Annotated in this window: 17 protein-coding genes; 5 read left to right on the top strand and 12 right to left on the bottom strand. The window is 43.0% G+C overall.

What is annotated here, in order from left to right:
• Positions 1-42: 42 nt before the first annotated feature.
• Positions 43-1,473, bottom strand: a complete 1,431-nt coding sequence (locus V7K62_RS12215) for a form I ribulose bisphosphate carboxylase large subunit (RefSeq protein ID WP_094350138.1) — start codon at positions 1,471-1,473, stop codon at positions 43-45.
• 792 nt (positions 1,474-2,265) lie between these two features.
• Here V7K62_RS12215 and V7K62_RS12210 point away from each other — a divergent pair.
• Both V7K62_RS12210 and panB read left to right on the top strand, forming a co-directional pair.
• The gene (locus V7K62_RS12210) at positions 2,266-3,372 is read left to right on the top strand and encodes a ligand-binding sensor domain-containing protein (protein WP_334864189.1); all 1,107 of its coding nucleotides are present in this window, start codon (positions 2,266-2,268) and stop codon (positions 3,370-3,372) included.
• 113 nt (positions 3,373-3,485) lie between these two features.
• Positions 3,486-4,256, top strand: coding sequence for a 3-methyl-2-oxobutanoate hydroxymethyltransferase (gene panB / locus V7K62_RS12205; RefSeq protein ID WP_334864188.1), 771 nt, complete (start codon positions 3,486-3,488; stop codon positions 4,254-4,256).
• Between the two features lie 239 nt (positions 4,257-4,495).
• On the opposite strand, the gene V7K62_RS12200 is transcribed toward panB, so the two are convergent.
• Positions 4,496-5,596, bottom strand: a complete 1,101-nt coding sequence (locus V7K62_RS12200) for a HoxN/HupN/NixA family nickel/cobalt transporter (RefSeq protein ID WP_334864187.1) — start codon at positions 5,594-5,596, stop codon at positions 4,496-4,498.
• 387 nt (positions 5,597-5,983) lie between these two features.
• On the opposite strand from V7K62_RS12200, the gene dapB reads away from it, so the two are divergent.
• Entirely contained in the window at positions 5,984-6,820 is an 837-nt protein-coding gene (gene dapB, locus V7K62_RS12195; protein WP_334864186.1) for a 4-hydroxy-tetrahydrodipicolinate reductase, read from the top strand.
• 18 nt (positions 6,821-6,838) lie between these two features.
• Positions 6,839-7,525 carry a phosphate ABC transporter permease gene (locus tag V7K62_RS12190; RefSeq protein ID WP_334864185.1) on the top strand — a complete coding sequence of 229 codons (687 nt, stop codon included), beginning with the start codon at positions 6,839-6,841 and terminating at the stop codon, positions 7,523-7,525.
• Between the two features lie 596 nt (positions 7,526-8,121).
• On the opposite strand, the gene V7K62_RS12185 is transcribed toward V7K62_RS12190, so the two are convergent.
• From V7K62_RS12185 to V7K62_RS12160, 6 genes are all read right to left on the bottom strand, one after another.
• Positions 8,122-9,537 carry a right-handed parallel beta-helix repeat-containing protein gene (locus V7K62_RS12185; protein WP_334864184.1) on the bottom strand — a complete coding sequence of 472 codons (1,416 nt, stop codon included), beginning with the start codon at positions 9,535-9,537 and terminating at the stop codon, positions 8,122-8,124.
• 100 nt (positions 9,538-9,637) lie between these two features.
• Positions 9,638-10,267, bottom strand: coding sequence for a precorrin-8X methylmutase (locus tag V7K62_RS12180; RefSeq protein WP_334864183.1), 630 nt, complete (start codon positions 10,265-10,267; stop codon positions 9,638-9,640).
• Positions 10,268-10,416: 149 nt separating this feature from the next.
• Positions 10,417-11,226, bottom strand: coding sequence for a TPM domain-containing protein (locus V7K62_RS12175; RefSeq protein ID WP_334864182.1), 810 nt, complete (start codon positions 11,224-11,226; stop codon positions 10,417-10,419).
• A gap of 263 nt (positions 11,227-11,489) precedes the next feature.
• Positions 11,490-12,029, bottom strand: coding sequence for a DUF948 domain-containing protein (locus V7K62_RS12170; protein WP_334864181.1), 540 nt, complete (start codon positions 12,027-12,029; stop codon positions 11,490-11,492).
• Positions 12,030-12,040: 11 nt separating this feature from the next.
• On the bottom strand, positions 12,041-12,391 hold the full coding sequence (locus V7K62_RS12165) for a YtxH domain-containing protein (RefSeq protein WP_334864179.1): 351 nt from the start codon (positions 12,389-12,391) through the stop codon (positions 12,041-12,043).
• 389 nt (positions 12,392-12,780) lie between these two features.
• Positions 12,781-13,116: a hypothetical protein gene (locus V7K62_RS12160; RefSeq protein WP_334864178.1), complete on the bottom strand. Its 336-nt coding sequence runs from the start codon at positions 13,114-13,116 to the stop codon at positions 12,781-12,783.
• 769 nt (positions 13,117-13,885) lie between these two features.
• On the opposite strand from V7K62_RS12160, the gene V7K62_RS12155 reads away from it, so the two are divergent.
• The gene (locus V7K62_RS12155) at positions 13,886-14,878 is read left to right on the top strand and encodes a metal ABC transporter solute-binding protein, Zn/Mn family (RefSeq protein ID WP_334864177.1); all 993 of its coding nucleotides are present in this window, start codon (positions 13,886-13,888) and stop codon (positions 14,876-14,878) included.
• Positions 14,879-15,078: 200 nt separating this feature from the next.
• Here V7K62_RS12155 and V7K62_RS12150 read toward each other — a convergent pair whose 3' ends face one another.
• From V7K62_RS12150 to V7K62_RS12135, 4 genes are all read right to left on the bottom strand, one after another.
• The gene (locus V7K62_RS12150; protein WP_334864176.1) at positions 15,079-15,606 is read right to left on the bottom strand and encodes a GrpB family protein; all 528 of its coding nucleotides are present in this window, start codon (positions 15,604-15,606) and stop codon (positions 15,079-15,081) included.
• 212 nt (positions 15,607-15,818) lie between these two features.
• Positions 15,819-16,316: a DUF427 domain-containing protein gene (locus tag V7K62_RS12145; protein WP_334864175.1), complete on the bottom strand. Its 498-nt coding sequence runs from the start codon at positions 16,314-16,316 to the stop codon at positions 15,819-15,821.
• Positions 16,317-16,449: 133 nt separating this feature from the next.
• Positions 16,450-18,033 (bottom strand): HlyD family efflux transporter periplasmic adaptor subunit, encoded by a 1,584-nt coding sequence (locus V7K62_RS12140; protein WP_334864174.1) that lies wholly within the window; start codon positions 18,031-18,033, stop codon positions 16,450-16,452.
• 87 nt (positions 18,034-18,120) lie between these two features.
• Positions 18,121-21,132 (bottom strand): peptidase domain-containing ABC transporter, encoded by a 3,012-nt coding sequence (locus tag V7K62_RS12135; protein WP_334864173.1) that lies wholly within the window; start codon positions 21,130-21,132, stop codon positions 18,121-18,123.
• Between the last annotated feature and the right edge of the window lie 45 nt (positions 21,133-21,177).

Raw genomic sequence — 21,177 nt, 5'->3', positions numbered from 1 at the left:
AATCCTAACTCTTAACTCTTAACTCTTAACTGTTAACTCAGATCAGACGGTATCCATTGCTTCAAACTCGAACTTGATTTCTTTCCAGAGTTCGCAAGCTACAGCCAGTTCAGGAGACCACTTGGCAGCTTCGCGGATGATATCGTTACCTTCACGAGCCAAGTTGCGGCCTTCGTTACGAGCTTGAACAACGGCTTCCAAGGCGACGCGGTTAGCGGTTGCACCAGGAGCATTACCCCAAGGGTGTCCCAGAGTACCACCACCGAATTGTAGTACGGAGTCATCACCAAAGATTTCTACTAGCGCGGGCATGTGCCATACGTGGATACCACCAGAAGCAACTGCCATTACACCAGGTAGAGAAGCCCAGTCTTGGGTAAAGTAAATACCACGAGACTTGTCTTGCTCAATGTAGTTTTCACGCAACAGGTCAACGAAGCCCATTGTGATGCCGCGCTCACCTTCCAACTTACCAACTACTGTACCAGTGTGGATGTGATCGCCACCAGACAAACGGAGGGCTTTAGCCAATACCCGGAAGTGGATACCGTGGTTCTTTTGACGGTCAATTACAGCGTGCATCGCACGGTGAATGTGCAACAGGATACCGTTATCACGGCACCAACGAGACAATGTGGTGTTGGCGGTGAAACCTGCGGTGAGGTAGTCATGCATGATAATGGGCATTTTGAGTTCTTTGGCGTACTCAGCCCGCTTCAGCATTTCTTCACAGGTAGGAGCGGTGACGTTTAGGTAGTGACCTTTAATTTCACCGGTTTCTGCTTGAGCTTTGTTGATAGCTTCAGCTACGAACAAAAAGCGATCGCGCCATCTTTGGAATGGTGCGGAGTTGATGTTTTCGTCGTCTTTGGTGAAGTCCAAACCACCGCGTAAACACTCGTATACAGCGCGTCCGTAGTTCTTAGCGGAAAGACCCAATTTGGGCTTAATGGTACAACCCAACAAAGGACGACCGTATTTGTTTAACTTGTCGCGCTCAACTTGGATACCGTGAGGAGGCCCTTGGAAGGTCTTGATGTAAGCTACTGGAAAGCGGATGTCTTCTAAACGCAGTGCCCGCAAAGCTTTGAAACCAAATACGTTACCGACAATTGAGGTCAATACGTTGGTTACAGAGCCTTCTTCAAACAAGTCCAAAGGATAGGCAACGTAACAGATGTACTGGTTGTCTTCGCCGGGAACTGGTTCGATATCATAGCAACGACCTTTGTAGCGATCGAGGTCGGTGAGCAAATCTGTCCACACAGTTGTCCAAGTACCTGTGGAAGATTCAGCCGCAACAGCCGCACCTGCTTCTTCGGGAGGAACACCAGGCTGAGGTGTCATACGGAACGCAGCTAGAAGATCGGTATCTTTTGGTGTGTAATCCGGTGTGTAATAAGTTAGTCTGTAATCTTGAACCCCGGCTTTATACCCAGATTTGCTCTGAGTCTTCGTTTGAGCGTAAGACATAATTTTATCCTTCCCTGAAATCACTCTTTTTAATTATCAAATCACGTTTCGTGCAACTTCCCCTCACCCCGCTCTTGCCCCCTTGAGCGAGGGGAAGATCAGGAAAAATTTTTGTTAGGAGTTGCCTTTGGCAGAGGTTAGCAGTTTTTTTGCGGCGGACACAATGGTCCCGGTGGTAGCCCTCCTCACCAGTGTTTTCCCCTTCTAGGGGTACACGACCTAGCGCTTCTACTGTTCCCTCTTGCTAAAAATCAAAATTCTTTTTTACCTCTTCTTCGCACCCAACTAAACCTTCTCAATTTCACCAAAACTTCCGCGTTTTGCGGCTTGATTTAGATAATTCCCCCATAAATTGGGTATTCAAGACATTGGGCTGGCTGGCACACATTCCCGCCTTTGCACTCCTTATATCTTTCCCCTTGATGGAAAAGATACCAGAAAAGAATTTACTTGACAGAGATTTAGCAGAGTGGTGAGCGAAAGATATAAAGAATTGCACACCACGTGATTTGTAACTTATTTCACAATATATCAAGAATTCGATAAGTTATTCTTTGAAAGTTTTTAACTTATCTATTTAATTTTGTTATTACATAATGATTTAAACTTTTTGTTACAAATGCTTTACAAAGTGCCATTAATGGTATGTGGGGAGTGGGGAGTAGGTGTTAGGTAATGAGAAAGTATTCCTAAATATTTATTTCCTATTCCCCAATCCCTATTCCTCGATGTTTAAAAAATCCTAGCTAGGGGAACACTGAAATTAACCCAAAGCCAGTTTAGGTAACGGCTATGGGTACTGTCTCCAAAGGAAATGTCACCGTGGTATTGTTTTGCAAGCGTACTAGTTTATTAATTACTTCTATCCTGCTAGGGTTGATAGCTTCGCCAAATATGGGATGGGCACAAAAAACGCCTGACATTAATTCATCTGATGTAACCCCCGCTTACCCACCTTCCGCACCGCCTCCACGAGTAGAACCCTTACCCAATGAGCGAGGAGTCCAAGAACATTCGCCAGAAACTGATTATCGTGTCAGTAACTTACTGGAAGACGTTACAGGCAATCTTTGGGTAGGTTCTTGGCGCGGACTATCGCGGATTGATCCTAAAACTGGCAAGATAATTTCTCGTGTTAGTTTACCGAATGTTACCATTGGTGCTTTAGCCCAAGACAAAGTAGGACGCTTGTGGGTGGGAAGTTATGAGGGACTAATCCGAGTAGACCCCCGCACTAGCGAAATCACCGCGCAGAATTTATTTTTGCCTTCTAAACGGGTATTGTCACTGTTACTTGACAAACGGGGTTATTTGTGGACTGGAACCGATAGCGGTTTAGCTTTAATTAGTCCCGACCAAGGTTTGATTATGACAACATTAAAAAATCTGCCTGGTGTCAGCGCTAACACCCTGACTTTAGATGCTGAAGGTCAACTGTGGGTAGGCACTCTTGAGGGATTGGTGCGGGTAAATACTGCTACTGCTGCGATTATGAAGCGGATAGTCGATTTACCAGGGACGACTGTACAAGCTTTGGCTATTAGTCCAGAAGGGTTAATTTGGGCGGGAATGCCAAATAATTTGCTAGTTATTAATCCAAAAACTGGTGCAGTGTTGCGGTCTGTGACTCGCCTGCGCGGGCGTGACGTCACAGCGATACGTTTTGCGAAAGATGGTAGTGTCTGGGTTGGGACTAGTAATGGTTTGTTACGATTAAATCCAAATACAGGAGCTGTGTTAGACGCAGAAGTTGCTGGACTTCCTTCTAGTCGGGTTCTTACCCTTGCACCTGACATCGCCAATAAATTATGGATCGGCACTAGTCAAGGTCTAGCTTGGTTAATGCCCAAAACGAACAGTGCAAAACCCCATCTTGCTTTCAGTCGCGCTGTTAAATGATTAGTTAAGAGTTATGAGTTAGGAGTTATAAGTTAAAAAATTTTTAAATTCAAAACTCCTCACTCCTAATTTTTAACTTCTAACTCAGGACTCCCTACTCCCCACCGAGAAAAATGGCAATCACTACCCAGCAATTAATTCAATGGAAACAACAGGGACGTTCAATTGTGGCGTTGACCGCCTGGGATTATGCGATCGCTCAACTCCTCGACGCAGCTGGTGTAGACTTAATCCTCGTGGGTGACTCTATGGCAGTAGTTCTAGGGTATGAAACAACACTGCCAATAACTTTGGATGAAATTATCTATCACGCCAAATCGGTGCGCCGGGGGGTTAAACGCGCATTAGTAGTTGTAGATTTACCATTTTTGACGTATCAAGAAAGTCTGCAACAAGCGATGCACTCGGCTGGGCGGGTACTGAAGGAAACGGGCGCTCAAGCGGTAAAATTGGAAGGCGGTTATCCAGCGATCGCTGAAACTGTGGCTCGTTTAGTAGAAGCCGGAATTCCAGTAATGGGTCATCTGGGTTTGACACCGCAATCAGTACATCAACTGGGTTTGCGACAACAAGGAAAGACGCAAGAAGCTAGTGAGAAGATTTTACAACAAGCGATCGCTCTCGAACAAGCGGGTGTATTTTCTCTAGTGTTAGAGCATATACCCGCAGATTTGGCAATGCAGATTACACAAAAACTTACTATTCCGACAATTGGTATCGGTGCGGGAATTCACTGCGATGGACAAGTTTTAGTTACCTCAGATGTCCTGGGACTGGCAGAGAAGCATCCACCATTCGCCAAAGTTTACACAAATTTGCGCGAGACGATTACCAAAGCTGTGCAAGATTATGCTTTGGAAGTGCGAGAGAGGAAGTTTCCTTGAACAAGAATTCAGAAGTCAACCGATTTTGGATTTACTTTCTTCGTAGCTAGGACTTACGCAAAAACCTCTCAAACTCTTATTCCTCGCTGTCCTCTGCGTCCTATGTGGTTCGATTTTCCGTTGCTTATGCGTAAGTCCTGGTAGCGTTAGCGAGTCTTTGAGCGTTTTTGGATTGACCCGTAGTCAAGTCAGGGGCTTGAAGATTTTGGACTTCGGCGTGAGACGATTGATCATCTCCTTTAATCTCTATCTATTCCCTTATCCCTTGTCTGCTTAGGGGTTGTAGTGGTAGTAACCTCCAACTCATCGTACTTCTTGACTTTGTAGATCAAAGTCGAGAGTAACCAACTTAAGACAAAGATACCAATGATCAAGTAGCCAATTGCGCCAAAATTATCACTTAGTTTACTAATAAGATCCCAAAACGAACCTTTCAGTTCTAACTGATCGCCAATGATGCTCAGAGCTTCAATCCCTCCGATGATTACAGCAACCAGTACAGAAACAAAGGTGATGGTCATGTTGTAGTAGAGCTTGCGGATTGGTTTTACATAAGCCCAGCCATAAGCACCAAGCATTAAAATACCGTCTGTAGTGTCAACTAGGGACATACCTGCTGTAAACAAAGCTGGGAACAATAGGATCGACCAAATCGGCAGACCTTTAGCTGCTTGACTTGCAGAGATCCCAAGCAGTCCTACCTCAGTTGCTGTATCGAAGCCTAAACCGAAAAGAAAACCCAAAGGGTACATTTTCCAGCTACTATCTATCAGCCGAAACAAGGGACGGAAGAAGCGACCCAACAACCCACGTTGGTTTAAAAATTCGTCTAAGGACTGATCATCGTAGATTCCTCCCCGCTTTACGCTTTGGAAGGTTTTATAGACATCCCACAGCACCACCATATTAATCGCTGCAATTGCCAGTAGGAAAAGTGCCGAAACAGTAGTGCCAATTAACCCGCCAACCTTTTGAAAGTCAGGAAAGTCCTTTTGGATGGTTGCGGCGGTCAAAGCGATCGCAACAGAGGCTAAAACCACAATAGTAGAATGACCCAGTGAAAAAAAGAACCCAACAGCAACAGGTCGTTTATTCTCCTGCATCAATTTGCGGGTAACGTTGTCAATCGCCGCAATATGATCGGCATCTACAGCATGACGCAGACCAAAGCTATAAGCTAATACGGCAGTGCCAAGTAGAAGAGGGTAATTGTGAAATGCAATGAGGGCAACTACCCAAACCAAAATATTCACGCTAATCAGGAACGCATAAATGTTGATAACTTTACGTCTAACGTTTTTGGAACTATCGTTGAAAACACGCAAAAAACCTGATAACATGGATTTTCTCTTTAAAGGCAGATTTTTGTTTGCTGAAAACGAATAGGGCTGTATTAGCGGCAAAAAACAGAACCTACCTATTTCGTTTAGACTCGTGAAGATTATTTAATTGACGTAACGTTTTAATAAAACCTATTGTGATAAAAACCGCAATCCTCTAAGGGGGCATTTTAAGATTTCATTTTATATATTTGCTTTTGGTCTAAGCTCCAGGGCTAAGATAGTGGGATGAAAATGAGAAGCGATCTTTTGGAGAGTAGAAAAACTGAGCGATTAGCTGCACAAATCTGGGTAGTCGGAAATTAAGCCAGAGATTTGAGAAGCTAGCTACTAGATCACCAAAGTCTTTACAATTCCCTTGTTGACTCAAAAAGTATTTCTCGACCTATGACGAATCAAGCTCCTATCCCGGTTATTGTCAACGGTGCTGCTGGCAAAATGGGCCGTGAGGTGATTAAGGCGGTGGCTCTTGCGCCTGACTTAAACTTAGTGGGTGCAATTGACCACAGTTTGGAACATCAAGATAAAGATGCTGGAGAGTTGGCGGGTTTAAGCGAACCTCTGGAAGTGCCGATTACCAATCAATTAGAACCGATGTTGGGGTATGTGGCTGGTGACAGAAAATCGCCTCCAGGGGTGATTGTAGACTTTACCCATCCTGACTCAGTTTATGACAATATTCGCAGTGCGATCGCTTACGGTATTCGTCCTGTAGTCGGCACCACTGGCTTAAGTCCAAAACAAATTCAAGACTTGGCAGACTTTGCCGACAAAGCTAGCACCGGTTGTCTAATTATTCCTAACTTCTCCATTGGCATGGTACTGTTGCAACAAGCCGCGATCGCAGCTTCCAAATATTTTGACCATGTAGAAATTATCGAACTGCATCACAACCAAAAAGCTGATGCTCCCAGTGGTACTGCGATTCAAACAGCGCAGTTATTAGGAGAATTAGGTAAAACTTTTAATCCGGCTGTTGTAGAAGAAACGGAGAAATTGCCAGGAGCTAGAGGCAGTATAGCAGATGAAGGGATTAGAATTCATAGTGTGCGCTTGCCGGGATTGATTGCCCATCAGGAAGTTATTTTTGGCGCAGCGGGACAGATTTATACTTTACGACATGATACGAGCGATCGCGGTTGTTATATGCCAGGAGTGTTACTAGCGATTCGCAAAGTCTTAGCGCTCAAGTCGTTAGTATATGGATTAGAAAAGATACTTTAAACATACAATTGGGCACTCATGTTAGTACCACTGACTCGCCAGAAATTTGAACAAGTTGTCCCCCTAATTGCCACTGGTTTGCAATACAAGTACTACTGGGGAAAGTTCTCAAATTTTTTGCAACGGCTGTTAATTTCTGTAGTTGCCGTAGTTGCTATTTTGCTTGTAACAGTTGTTTTCAAGCTTGAGTTTGCTTCAATAGTATTTGTGCTAGGAATAATTAGCGCTTTTTTTTGGCTGTGGTATCCAGTGTTTCAAGCAAGTATGCGGAATTTACAATGCCGCCGTTATAAGTACGGCGGCTTTTTCCGTGGTCGAGTCCTAGATTGGTGGATTACAGACCAGTTGATGGGTAAAACCGAAACAGTCAACAACAAAGGCGAATTGGTGATTGTAGAAAACCGAGAAAAACAGCTAAACTTAGAGGTCGGTGATGACACAGGATTTAGTATTGAGTTTGTAGCACCATTACGTCCTGCTCACAAAGTTATTACTCGCGGTCAAATTGCAGAAATGGTAGTGATGTCAAATCGCTCAGATTTAAGCAGTATTGAAGAATTCAGCGATATATACTTTCCTAATCGTGACCTGTGGGTTAGCGATTATCCTTGTCTGCGGCGGGATTTCTTTAACGAAGTCGGTCGCCGCTTGCGTGAAGACCAACAACAAAACCCGCGTCGGCGGCGTCGTAGAGAAGAGGATTGAAGAAGTAATCAGTATAGGCTTCTCTTTCAGAAACGCGCAAGAGATATACTCACACTAATTACGAGCCGCATATCGCAAATATTTCGGTAGTTTGCTCTCAACCGCAAAGCTTGCCGACGGTCATAGGACTTACGCACTGTACAAATTAATCATGGTATGTATTCACGAAAATGGTCGTTTCAGGTCTTAATTGTTCTTTGACGATGGGTAAACCCGCGCTGTAGGGGCACAGAAAAAGCTCATTGGTGTCAACTTAACGTGAAAGCAAGTCTAGAACTAGCTTTTAGACTGCCTCGTCTGCCTCGTTCCCAGTCGGAGACTGGGAATGCTCGTCCTTGAGGCTCCGCCTCTCTTGCTGGCGGCAGAGCCGCCAGGAGCAGCATTTCTAGCCTCTGGCTAGAAACGAGGTTTTAAAGGAGTTTAAGCTTAAGTTGACACTAATGAGCATTGCTGTGCCCCTACGACAGATGTGGTTTTACAAGCCCTTCATACTTTGTATTTTGCGTCAATGCGTAAGTACTAGGTCGCCCAGGAGTTTCGAGCATTTTGATTAATTCGGGATAAATCTCTCCTGCCCTGTACCTCTTGCCTTCTTGCTAACGAGAGCATCCCACTTTGATGAGTTTCCCTTGCAAACGATAAGTCACTGTCCCACAAGCAAAAGCTGCTGACTTAGGCTCTACATAAGTCCGCGTTGGCGGATTTTGTTTATCTAGCCGCGATTTCCAATTGCCAGATATTTTTTCGAGAGTGGGATACTTGCTTAAAAACTGTGAGTCTGCAACAATATCGTGAGACCCCTTAACACTTATATTAGAACTATTAATGTAGATATTATAATCATAAATAACGTTTTTATTTTTAGTGTTAGTGTTAATATTTTTGCCAGGGAAAGCATAGAGAATGTTCCTTAAAATTCTGACATCAGATGACGTATGAGCATATATTTGACTACCTTTAATTTCTGGACTTTGATTATTTAAAACACCTGTGTTATTTAGAATATCAACATGCTCACTTAAAAATGCATGAATACCTGAGCCACCATTATTAAATGTAAGATTGTTTTGAACTAAAGTACGTCCTTTATATGCACCCAATGTTGAGTTATTCTGATCGTTTCTTGTGCTATCGATAATAATGCCATTACCGTCTGTGATTTTTCCGACCGCAATCCAAGGGATGTACATGCGATTATTGTAGGACTTGTTGTTGGTAACAAACATCTTGTATCCGCGATTGTTGTCAGAATTCCAATTGTTTAACATCGAAATGCCACTGCAACCATAAACGCTGTACCAGGCATTATCGAACACCACGTTATTACTTATTGTCACATAGTCCGATTCAATCGCTGAAATCCCTGCTCCTCCACACCCATGTACCTTGTTGTTGACAATACGTATATGGTGACTACGACCATTTTTTCGCCCATCTACATTAATGCAGTTTCCATTCGTTAGTGGGTTTACTTTGTTACTCTTTTGACTCATCGCATAATCAAGGGTTATGTTGGCATTGTTTCCTACGACCTCCAGCCCATTTATCTCAATATATGATGCTCCATTGTCAATCAAAATTCCATTCCATCCATTGTGCTGAATTTTCGGATAATGTCCAGGATATGCTTTAAACTTAATCCATGCATTTGCTGTTCCAGAGCGAGTAATAGATACCACGTTCCCACCCGGATTTGCATTCGTGTACACTCCGTTCATAATTAGTACGGTGTCCCCAGGCTTCGTAATATTTGCCGCCTTTTGAATGGTCTTAAAAGGGGATGAAGAAGAAACTCCGCTATTTTTGTCGTTTCCAGTACCACTAACATAGTATGTTTCCGGTGTCGCTTTAGTGCTGATTAGCTTGCGACTAGATAGGATAATTTCCTTGTTAGTGGATACCTGACGAACGTTTTTAATTAAAGATACTTTTATACTTTCTCCTTCAGCCAAAAGACCTAATACCAGAGGAATTGCAAGATATGCGCTTAAACTGAAACCTTGAATCACCACAAAAAAAGGCTCCTTTATCGGCACTACTTAACAAAAATATCAGGATATTCAGTGATTTTGAATACTCTTTTGGATACAAAATACAATAAAGCTGGCTTTCCTAACTCCCCCGATTTCCATCTTGTCCATAGGCTTGCCAAGCCAAGTCTACCAATCCATCAACGATCGCAGCTGCTACAACTGCATTACCTTTGCGACCGTCAATTGTAATGTGAGGCACTAGAGAGTCTTGTAAACGCTTTTTAGCTTCATCAACATTTATAAATCTCACTGGAGTTGCAATTATTAAAGCAGGTCTAATTTCCTCAACTTCAATTAAATCCACCAGTGCAGTCAGTGCCGTTTGCGCTTGGCCCACCACAAAAATACCCTCTGGATAACGCTTCGCTAAGGTTTCTATTCCCCATGCGGCGCGAGTTTTTTCTTTTTGAGGACGTGTTACAGCTTCCATGCTGCAATACACCGGATTAGCAAAGGTGTTTTGAATGTCGTAGGCAATACCTACTTGTACCATCGGGACATCTACCACAATCGTAGTACGTGCGGCTAGTGCTGCTGCTCCAGCTTGCAAGGCACGCTCAGAAAAGCGAATCAAAGACTTATACTCAAAATCAGCCGTGGCGTAGATTACCCGACGCACAATCTCATACTCTGCGGGTGAAAAGACATGATCGCCAATTTCACTATCAATGATTGCTAAACTTTGAGCATCAGTTACGTGCCATTCCATTTTTGTTGAGCTTCTCAAATATTAGCTTTCAGCTTATCAGCTTCAGAGAGTTAAGAGTTAGGAGTTATAAGTTATAAGTTAATTTTTAATTAACTCATAACTCAGCGATAAGTTTGAGCGGCAGCTTGAATCACTCAAATCTTCGCTACTCATAACTCATTATTAGAAGAAGACCGACTGAAAATAGGAGATAGGTAGGCAACCAAGACGCCAATGAGAAACCCAGAGATATTGCGAACTAAAGGTACCCAGTCGCTTGTGCGTGTCACAACTGGCCCAATACCGAAGGCAATAAACAAGATTCCCCACAAAGGTGAGAAAATTAAAGCCCATTGCCAAGCAAAAACTTGTCCTTTCTCGCGGGGTTGAGCTGCAAATCCACAAATCACCCCACCAATAACTGAGGTAATCAAGGTGAGAATCCATTGCTCTCGTGGCAGTCCGGGGACAACATTGCAACCACCTTTGAGCAAACAGCCTTTAACCGATTCTAAGGCTTGCAGAATGGCTTGGTCTTCGCCTTGTTCGCGGACAAAGTACAAATTACCGAAGCGGGTTTGCAGTTCTATCCAGAAAGTCCGGGGTAAAAGTTCATAAACAGCATCGCCGACACTAAAACTGAGGATGTTACCGCCACGAGAATCGGCAACTAGTAGAATGCTTTTGTCATCCAAACCCCAATATTTTATAACTGCCCTACCTGGGGTACGGTCATACTGGGTCAATACTCGCAGTTTCCAGCCCGTATCGGCTTCAAACTGATCTAAATCTTTGACAAGCTTTTCCTCTTGCAGCACAGGCAAAGATTTTGCTAAATCTACAACTGGGGTAAAGGTGTCAGGAAGTAACTCAGGATTGTCATAAGCCAGTGCTGGGGGAGAATGCATGACCCAAATTGACCCAGCCAGGAAAAATATTGCAATAGATACTAGAATTCGCCGCCAAAAACAAGATTGCATGGGCGTTTTTATACAAATATCAACGGTAGAACTGAACAAGTTATTTTAAAAGAGTACTAGAAAAATGATAGTTCTTTACACTTGTTTACTTTACTCTAATCTAGGGGATCAAAGCAAAAGGTTTTTGGTGAGTGGAGAGTGGGGAATGGTATTTATCAAAAATTGAGATAAAGTGCATTTTGTCAATCAGTTAAAATACTCAAGATATTCTTGCACGTTTTGACACCGCAACAAGGAAGATCAGCAATGCCTAATGCCCCAATTCAATCTTCATCATCAAAATTGTTTTCCCAGCTAGTGGCATCGTTATAACCGTCATTAACGCGGTACACTTCTGCTTTGATGCGGTGATTTTCTTGCCTCAGCACTTCTCGTTCTCGCAACGTTAGAGGTGGTTTTTCATTGATTGGGGTGCGATCGCTAGTTCGCCTCGCTGGTTTTTGGCGCGTGAAGTTTTTCCAAGCAGCTTTGGCGCCAATAAAGATACTGCGTGTACCTACTTGCAGATTTTGAGCCTGTTTTCTTGCACTATCAAGACTTTGGTCAACTTGTTTGGCGACTTGACTAGCACTTTTTACGCCTTCGCTGACATCATCAGTTAAGTCAGTGATTTCTAAGCCAGTCACGCGGATAGCTTCTAGAGTGGGCGGTAACTCCCGCGAGAGTGTATCAAATAGCTTTTCTGCACTGCGAGCCGCGCGTGCTAACTCCTGCAAAGCCGGTATTGCCGCCACTAAAACCGCAGTCAAGCTTGTGGCGACTAAAAGTAAGGAAAGTCCCAACCAAAACAGGGGTTCAATCACGGTTGTGTCATTTATGAGCGTTCTAATTGCTGGGGAAGCGAATCTGAGTCTTCAACAGATATTTGCCGCTTCAAGACTTGGCTTTCTCGCTGACTGGCATCTACACCAGCTGCTAGCGCTTCCCGTAATCTATCTAAAGTCTCATCCCAGTTTCGTAGTGCGCTAGCAGAGAGACGATCTGCCTGGATTTGCACACTCGTTGATAAATCTTCTGCCAATTCTGGGATAGCATTGGCAGATTTTTTCAAAATTTTACGCGTTTCGCGCCCTGTGCGTGGAGCCACGAGCAAACCGGTCAAAGCACCGATGGTAGCTCCCAGCATCAAACCGCCAATAAATACTCCAGAACGGTTATTAGACATCTTGTTGTTTCTCTCCTTACACCTATTTTAGGTGGGTTTTCTCCCCTTGCAAGACTCAACCGATTTTATTCAGTTAATCTATGCTGACAAAATATGAGCGAGAAATGTTGCTTTTATTGATTAATATCTAAAGCATTAATTACTTATAATTCAAAACTCCCCCTGTCTCCCAAAGTTTTCATACCTCCGGTAAGCCTTCTCGGGTGCGTCTGTTTGTATTACATCTTGGGTAGTTCCGTAGCCGATCTTGCTAGGTTACTTAAGATTAGGGTATGGAAAGGAGAAGCGATCGCTAGAAGCCAATGCACCCTGTGGGATCTTACTACGAAATTCTCTCCGTGTCCCCCCGTCAGCCCTGATCATAAATCTTCATCTGAACCTGACGTAACTCATTTTGTAACTGTTCTTTTCCCAGATGTTAACTCTAGCTTCAGAAAATAACGCTGCCAGATTTGCCGTCCTAGCAAAAGTAGACTGATAAGTTGCCGCACTTGTTGAATTTGCATTTGTAGCACTTGATTTCTCTGCCGTAAGTTATAAATATTCTGCTGGCTGAGATAAATATTTTCGGGTGCTTTATTCAGTGCTGCATGGGTACAACTTTCATAGGCGGTTAACCTATCTGCTATGTATGCTAGCTGCTGCTTAAGTTGCCACACCCGCCAAGCTACATAGAGTAGTATCAGCGAAATTAGGGTGTTAATTATGACAACTAAAATTACCATTGTTTATCTTAACCAATATTAGCTTTGAGGAATTATTCTATATACTTGATTTGGCTCTTATTTAACGATCAAAAAACTAGAGGATAAAAATTATGGCATCAAGTACAGCCTGGATTCTGGCAATAAAGAGTAGTTAGATGATGTTCTCAGGGCTATTAAAAGGCTTTACTAGGTGAAAATTAGTTTAACAAAGGCTGATGGCTAAAAAATCGCCAATTTGCCAATTTTGTCACAACGATATGTCCCCACCTCGCAAAACCACAGCTACAATTGCCTTAGATTCACGACTCGGTTTGCGAAATCAACCCGTATGATCAATAAGCCCCATCATTACTACCTCCCACTCCTTAACCTGATAATCCTAGTCAATTTGCGACCTTTGTGGGATGTAAGCACAATGGTATAACCCCTTCAACAGATGGTGAGAGACTACACTACACTCCTTGGAGACTCCCCAGCATCGCCTTTATTATTGTGCTCCTACCTCTACCAGTTTTCCAGCCCGTCGTGTGAAGTTAACTAATATTTTGCCTGTAAAAACCTCACTAGTGGTTCACCAACCAAAAATTGCTGGGTGTGGACTGGGAAAAGGGAAAGTGATAAAGGAGAAAATCTATTAATTCCTCTTCCCTTAACCTTTACCCTTTTCTTTGCCGAAGGCTTTCCCGTCAACCCTTAACCTCTTCCCTGCTAAAGACTTCCTCCTGGTATTTTACTAATACTTTACCAATAATGATTATCTTTTTTATACATCCAGTAGGAGTTGAGGATGTCAAAAAAATCACCATTGAATAATTTCTTCCAAGCTATTCTTGCTGCCTTGACGATTGGATTTGTTGGGTGTGGAAATCAAGCTGCAAGAACTACATTCACTCAGACTAGCACCCAGGTAAATGAGAATCTTCCCCAAGTTGTCGCGACTACAAGCGTACTATGTGACTTAACCAGACAGGTTGCCGGAAATACAGTTAACCTCACCTGCTTAATTTCTCCTACTGCCAACCCGCAATTTTATAAACCAAAAGCGGAAGATCGTAAAGCCATTCAGCGAGCTAATCTGATTCTTTATACTGGTTACAATTTTGAACCAAATCTGATCAAGTTAATTAAAGCGAGTAAAAACCCTGCACCGAAAATAGCCGTCGGTCAGATGGCAGTGTCTAAGCCACAAAAATTTCAGGCAGGTGGTAAGAATGTAAGCGATCCTCATCTTTGGCACAATACCAAAAATGCGATCAGAATGGTAGAGGTAATTAATAGTAATCTGAGAAAATTACAATCTAGTGATGCAGAGGCTTATACCAGTAATACCAAAAAAATTACAAATGAACTCACTCAACTAGATAGCTGGATTAAGTCAAGAATTGCCAGTATTCCTACTAAAGAACGTAAGTTAGTTACAACCTCTGATGCACTGAGTTATTACGCCAAAGCATACGGTATTTCATTGACAGGAGGATTGCAAAGTATTAGTAGTAACGAAAAACTGACAGCCGAACGAGTCAAAACTTTGGCTACAAACATTAAACGGGCTAAAGTGTCAACAATTTTTGCTGAGGTGGAAATTAATCCTAATTTAATTCAATCTGTAGCAAGAGTTGCTGAAGTGAACATTTCTGACAGAAACCTGTATGCTGAGGGACTTGGTGAACCAGGAAGCGACGGGGACACTTATCAGAAAATGATGATTGCCAATACACGCACAATTGTGGAAGGGCTAGGAGGGACGTATTTGATGTTTGAAGCGAAAGCTGCTAGATAGCTATAATATCAGGTTCGGTTCAACACTTATAATATCTGTAGGTTGGGGAGCGACTGCGCCCTTGCGGTTTCCCGACTTGTAGCAAGTGGCGTTTAAGGAACGAAACCCAACATTTGATCCTTGTTGATATTGGGTTTCACTATTGTTCAACCCAACCTACATTGATAGATATTATTATAAGTAATCACGCGAACTTGATGTTATTCAGATTTATCAAGTGTCCACCATACCAATGCTTTCTTTTCCATCTCTTTGATGAACCCATCTTTCCCATCCATATATCCGATGATATCGTTAGGATACTGTTTCGCTAACTTACGTTTTAATTCACTATATTTCTGGGCATCTTCGGGATGTGCAATCATGTAATCCCGAAATGCTAAGTGTCGTTCTACTTCCGATGATCTGGCCGTGAAGGTGTGGATATGATGCGTTCTTGTGCCTGTTTTATTATTTTTACGAAAGAAGCGGCGACCTGGTATGCCGAACTCGCCCATTACTTCATAACCTAACCCTTGCATACCCAAAGTACAATCATCTATTTTGGCGATGTTTTCAACTTCAACCAACAAATCAATAATGGGTTTCGCGTAGATATGTGGAATTGCTGTACTGCCAATATGGTGAATAGCAACTACATTTTCACCTAGTGTAAGCGCAACATTCTTTGATTCGTCCTCAAATTTGCCGCGCCATGTTAAATCATGCGGTACTACTTCTACTTTCATCAAGATTTAGGAAAAAAATTTTTGAAGCGTCAGGCGTAGACGCGCAAAACATCGCTTCACTGGCTTTGAATCCAAAATTTAAAATCGTTCGATGGTTCCTGAGCCTTGTCGTACCACTTCCCTACGGGACGCTACGCGAACGTGGAATCAAGCTACGCGTAGCGTCAGGGAAGGACTGAACGCTGACGACAAATCCAAAATCTAAAATTGATTCACCATCCCCAAGTACCAGGAGCGCCTTTAAATGGCCCAACAATATCACTGGTTATCCAACCGCCGTAGAAGTTACCTGGTTGTGGTTCCACCTCTTCGCCATTAACGTAGCATTTATCCATTAAATGAGCATAAAAAGCTACATAGTCCTTGATAGATTCAAAGGCTGGTGTGGGATTTGGGTAAAACCAAGCAGCATTATGGACTTCTTGATCACCAACTCGAATTGTATAGTAAACAGCACTTCCCTTCCACTCACAAAAGCTAGATTGCGGAGTCATCTGTAGATATTCCATTTTGATATCCGCTGGGGGAATGTAGTAAGAAGGAGGATGACTGGTTTCTAAAACACGTTTGGCGCTGTGAGTATCTACAATTACTACTCCGTTAAAGATTATTTGGATATGTTTGCTTGTGTCCTCCAAAAGAGGAGGACGGGGATAATCCCAAACTGATTCTTGTCCGGGAGCGGGTTCGATGCGTTGAGAATTAACCATTATGAAGAGTGCTGTTAGCGGTAACGGGGCGTTTAGCCCGTGCTGAGAGAGGAAAAAGTACTCAGTACTGATCTACTTGGTAAAGGAGCAACTCCCCTTGTGGAGCCACTGCGGTCTTTTAACTGAACCCTCTTCATCGTACCTCTTTAAGAGCATCAACTTGCTTGGTAAACAACTCAGTGAATAAACTAAGCACAGTCCGTTCTTCGCGCACTTTTATATTGGCACTGATGGACATACCTGATTGCAAGGTGACTTTTTTACCCTTAATCACTAAGGATTGCTTATCTAATGAGACTTTTGCCGGAAATCTGTAAAACTGATGGGTTTGGTCTGGTGGTAATGCGTCTGACCCTATCCCAAGCACTTCTCCCTTGATATCGCCAAACTCGCTGTAAGGAAAGGAGTCAATTCTGACATCTACTTTCATGCCTTTTCGCACAAATCCAATATCTTTGTTAGTGATGAAAACTTCAGCTATATAGTTTTCATTGGGGACAATTTGCAGCAGTTTTGTAGTTGGAGTTGCTACAAATCCTGGGTTTTTTGCTTGCAAATCGAAAACTGTTCCAGCTACAGGTGCGCGGAGTTCTTGATATCTAACATTTAACTGAGATTGAGATATTTTACTATTGACATCTGCCAAACGCTGCTCATTATCCAGCAAAACTTTCATGAATTGGCTATCGATTGTGGCAATCCGCTGTTTGTTGTCAGCTATCTTATCCAAAATGTTTTTATCAGAAACAGCCACCGTATTGCTTAACTCTTGTTGTCCTTTTTGTATATCAAACTGGAGGCGTTTCAGTTCCTCACCTAGTTGCCCTACTTCTGCTGTGCGGTTTTGTACTTCTTGTTGCTGGTTAAGATATTGAAGTTGAGAAATACCACCTTCTTCTGCTAATACCTTCAGCTTATTTAAAATCCCCTGTTGAATAGCTAAACTTGCTTTACTATCTTCCAGTTTAATTTGATTTTGAGTAAATTGTTTTTTGGTTTTTTCTACTTCCAATCGCGCCGATGAGGAGCGAGAGTCTAATTCCTGTTTAGCAACTCGTAGAAGTTGTTGTTCATCAATTCCGACTCCAGAATCTTGACCAGAATTTTTTAATTGAGTCCGAAATAATTCGTTTTCTGCTACTAACGCTGCCCGACTTTTCAGCAGAAAAGCAGTTTCTTGTGGCAAATTACCGCGCAAATATAACAGTTCAGATCCGCTGCCAGTACTTGCACCCATCAATCGGCGATAAATCTGGTTTTCTTTAATTAATGCAAGGCGAATTTTATTCAAAGAATTTAATTCGGCAACAGGGGCTATGGAATCAAAAGTTAGCAGTAAATCTCCTGGCTTTACTTCTTGTCCGTCTTTAACATTAACCGTTTTCACAACTCCACTAACAGGAGCCTGAACTTCTTTGACTGTTCCTTGCGGTTTTAATTGCCCTGTTGCTGGAACTACTTGCTCAATTTTTGCAAAATAAGCCCAAGCAACTCCAAAACAGGCTAGCCCCATGAGTGTAATCATGATTGTACGCGACCAAATTGGAGATTGGCGCAAGACAATGGATTGCTCAAAGTCTTGAGTGTTTGAGTTAGTTAAAGACTCTTGAGCAGCTTTCTGTTGTTTTGTCAGTACTCGTGAATCTTGCTTCACTCCATTTTTGTGATTGCCGTTTTTCTGATTGCCGTTGAGGTGATTCCCATTAAGTTGAGTCATAACGATTTTGGATTTTGGATTTTGACTTTTTTGTAAGCTGGGCAATGTTTCCCGATGCCAAAAACCTTTGCCCTCAAGAATGACTAATTACAAGTTTACATCTTGTTGCTGATACAGGTAACAATAATGACCTTTAGTAGCCATTAATTCTTGATGGCTACCTTGTTCTATAACCCTGCTATTATCCATTACAACAATCATGTCTGCATTACTCACAGTGTTCAGTCGGTGGGTAATAAAAAATACTGTATCACCCTTGAATGCTTTGGCTAAGTTGAGACATATTTGCCGTTCTGTGGGATAATCTAATGCGCTAGTTGCTTCATCTAAAACTAATAATTTTGGTCGTTGCAAAACAGAACGAGCGATCGCAATTCTTTGTCGTTGTCCACCGGAAAGTGCAGAACCCCGTTCTCCCACCCGCGAGTTGTAACCGTTGGGTAAGTTCATGATAAACTCGTGGGCGCACGCAACCTGAGCCGCTTCGATAATTTCTTCGGTTGTGGCATCGGGATTGGTTAGGGCAATATTTTCCTGAACGCTGCCGTCAAACAATAACGTTTCTTGGGGAACTACGCCAATTTGTCGTCGTAGTGAATAAAGTTCTACTTTGGCGATATCATAACCATCAATCAAAATTCTGCCGGACTCAGTTTCGTAAAGTCTCAGCAGTAATTTCATCATCGTACTTTTACCAGACCCACTTTGTCCGACAATGCCGATAAATTTACCTGGCGCAAATTCCAGGTTGACATTAGAAAGTTGCAGAGGGCCACTTGTACCAAAGCGGAAGGAAACATTTTCATATTTCACTGCTCCCTTGATCGTCGGTAAGGGTATATTGTAGCGGTCTGTTTCTCCTTCTTGTGGTGTATCGACAATATCGCTTAAACGCTCTAGAGACAAGGCAGTTTCTTGGAAGCTTTGCCAGAGTTGAGCTAAACGTAATATTGGGCTGGTGACATAACCCGATATAATCCTAAAGGCAATTAATTCGCCTAAAGTTAATTGTTGTTGTAGTACTAAATAAGCTCCTACCCACAAAACTAGTAAGCTGCTGAGTTTGTTGAGAAAGTTGCTGGTAGAGTTAGCAAGGGTAGAAGTCACAACTGTTTTAAAACCAGCGGCGACAAAGCGGGCGTAACGCTCTTGCCAGGAAAAGCGCGATCGCAATTCGATATTTTGTGCTTTTACTGTTTGAATGCCTGACATCACCTCCACTAAATAAGATTGAGTTTCGGCGTTGCGTTCGGCTTTGGCACGTAACTGTCTACTAATGGTGGGAGAAGCAATTAAGGTGATCACGATAAACACGGGAATCGTGCTTAAGCCGACTAAGGTGAGTTGCCAACTATAAATCAGCATCACACCGATATAAACCACCGAGAATAGAGCATCTAACCCCACTGTTAAGGCAGTACCCGTGAGGAATTGGCGGATATTTTCTAGTTCGTTGATGCGAGTGGAAAGTTCACCCACCGGTCGGCGTTCAAAATAGCGCAGTGGTAGACGTAGTAAGTGGTCGATGATTTCCGACCCTAAACCCATATCGATCCGGTTAGTGGTATCGACAAATAGGTAGGTTCGTAAGGTAGTCAGCACTGCTTCAAATAGCCCGACTACTAATAGCAAAACCCCCAAAATATGTAGTGTGCCAATACTATTTTGAGTGATAACTTTGTCGATAATTAACTGAACGACTAGGGGATTTGCCAAGGCTGCTAACTGCACGAAAAAGGAAGCGACAAAGACCTCTATCAAGACTCGACGGTGCTTTGACAAATAGGGCAGAAACCACCGTAAACTAAAGCGTTCTTGGGGTGTTTGGTTGGTAGCAGTCAGCAGTAATACCCTAACTTTGGGCGGAAAGTCAGTTGGATCGACATCTAATTGTTCAACCAATTGAGCGGGTTTGCAGCGCACAATTCCTTGAGATGGCACACCGACAACCATCGTATTTGCATCCGCTTCATATAAAACGGCAAAATTATCACCGTAGCGAATCAATGCCGGTGTAGGAATGCGCGTCACTGAAGCGACTGGTAGCTCTATCAACTGTGCCTTAAGTCCGATTAACTCTGCCAGGTAAGCAGTAACTTGAAACGATATAGTGCCCTGACGTTTGACTTGCTCAGTTAAGATGCGGCGAACTACCTCTCGACGAAACGGCATTTCTAAGTGCTTCGCGATCATTTGGAAGCAGGCGAAGGCTGTATTTAGTTCTCCGTTACCGCCAAAAAATGGATATTTTTGTTTTGAGGAATTTTTGGAGTTTTGGGGGGCTGTCTGTGGAACTAGTTCATCTGATGCATAGGGAATAATATCTAGGTCGTCGGCGCTATCTCTATCTAATGTGGTGTCACTTACCACAAGTTCTATCTCATGACTATCTTCTAAAATCAAATCTGACGGATGTATACCAAGCAACCGTGCGGGGTTTTGATCGATGACCTGGATCTTGTCTCTGTCATCGTCTGATTCTAAGCGATCGCCAGGTGAGAAATTCGTGACTGTACCACCGCCACTGACAAACCAAACGCTTTTGCTATCCAGTTGGTTGAATGGAGTTTTTCCGGAAGGGAGATAATGTATTTTCGCTTGGGGTAAGGCTTTTTCTGCCAGTTCTCTGAGATTTAAAGTGGCGATCGCTTGCTTTTGCCAATAGGAACTGAGAATATCGAAAACTTCGACCAAATAGCTGCGGTTCTTACGAGCTTCGGCAAAAGCTGGGTAGGAAGCCAGAAAGCTAAAATATGCTGATGCACTCAAGGTTAAACAGACTACTTCGGTGGAAGCGATCGCTGTTTCACAGGCGAGATCGCGCAACAAACCAATTTCACCAATAATTTCCCCCGGTTGCAGTAATTTTAGGGTGATTGGCATTTGCGTCTGGGGATCGTATCCCAACAGCCGCACTTGTCCCTCATAAATGATCGTGATGCGTTCCGGGAGACTTTCTTTACCGATGATTTTCTGACCTATGCGATAGCGCCAGGCTTGCAGCTGTTCTGATAGATTAGCGATCGCCCCATCTGGCAACTGCTCAAACCCCTCTAGGGTGGTGAGAAATTCGGGAAAAGTGTTCTTAATATAAGTCATATAAAACAAGTAAAAGTGAGGAATTAAGTCGAAAATATTAGGGGG

Source organism: Nostoc sp., assembly GCF_036917935.1.
GTDB lineage: Bacteria > Cyanobacteriota > Cyanobacteriia > Cyanobacteriales > Nostocaceae > Nostoc.
Note: the sequence above shows the minus strand (reverse complement) of the source record. Positions and strands in the feature narration are given on the sequence as shown.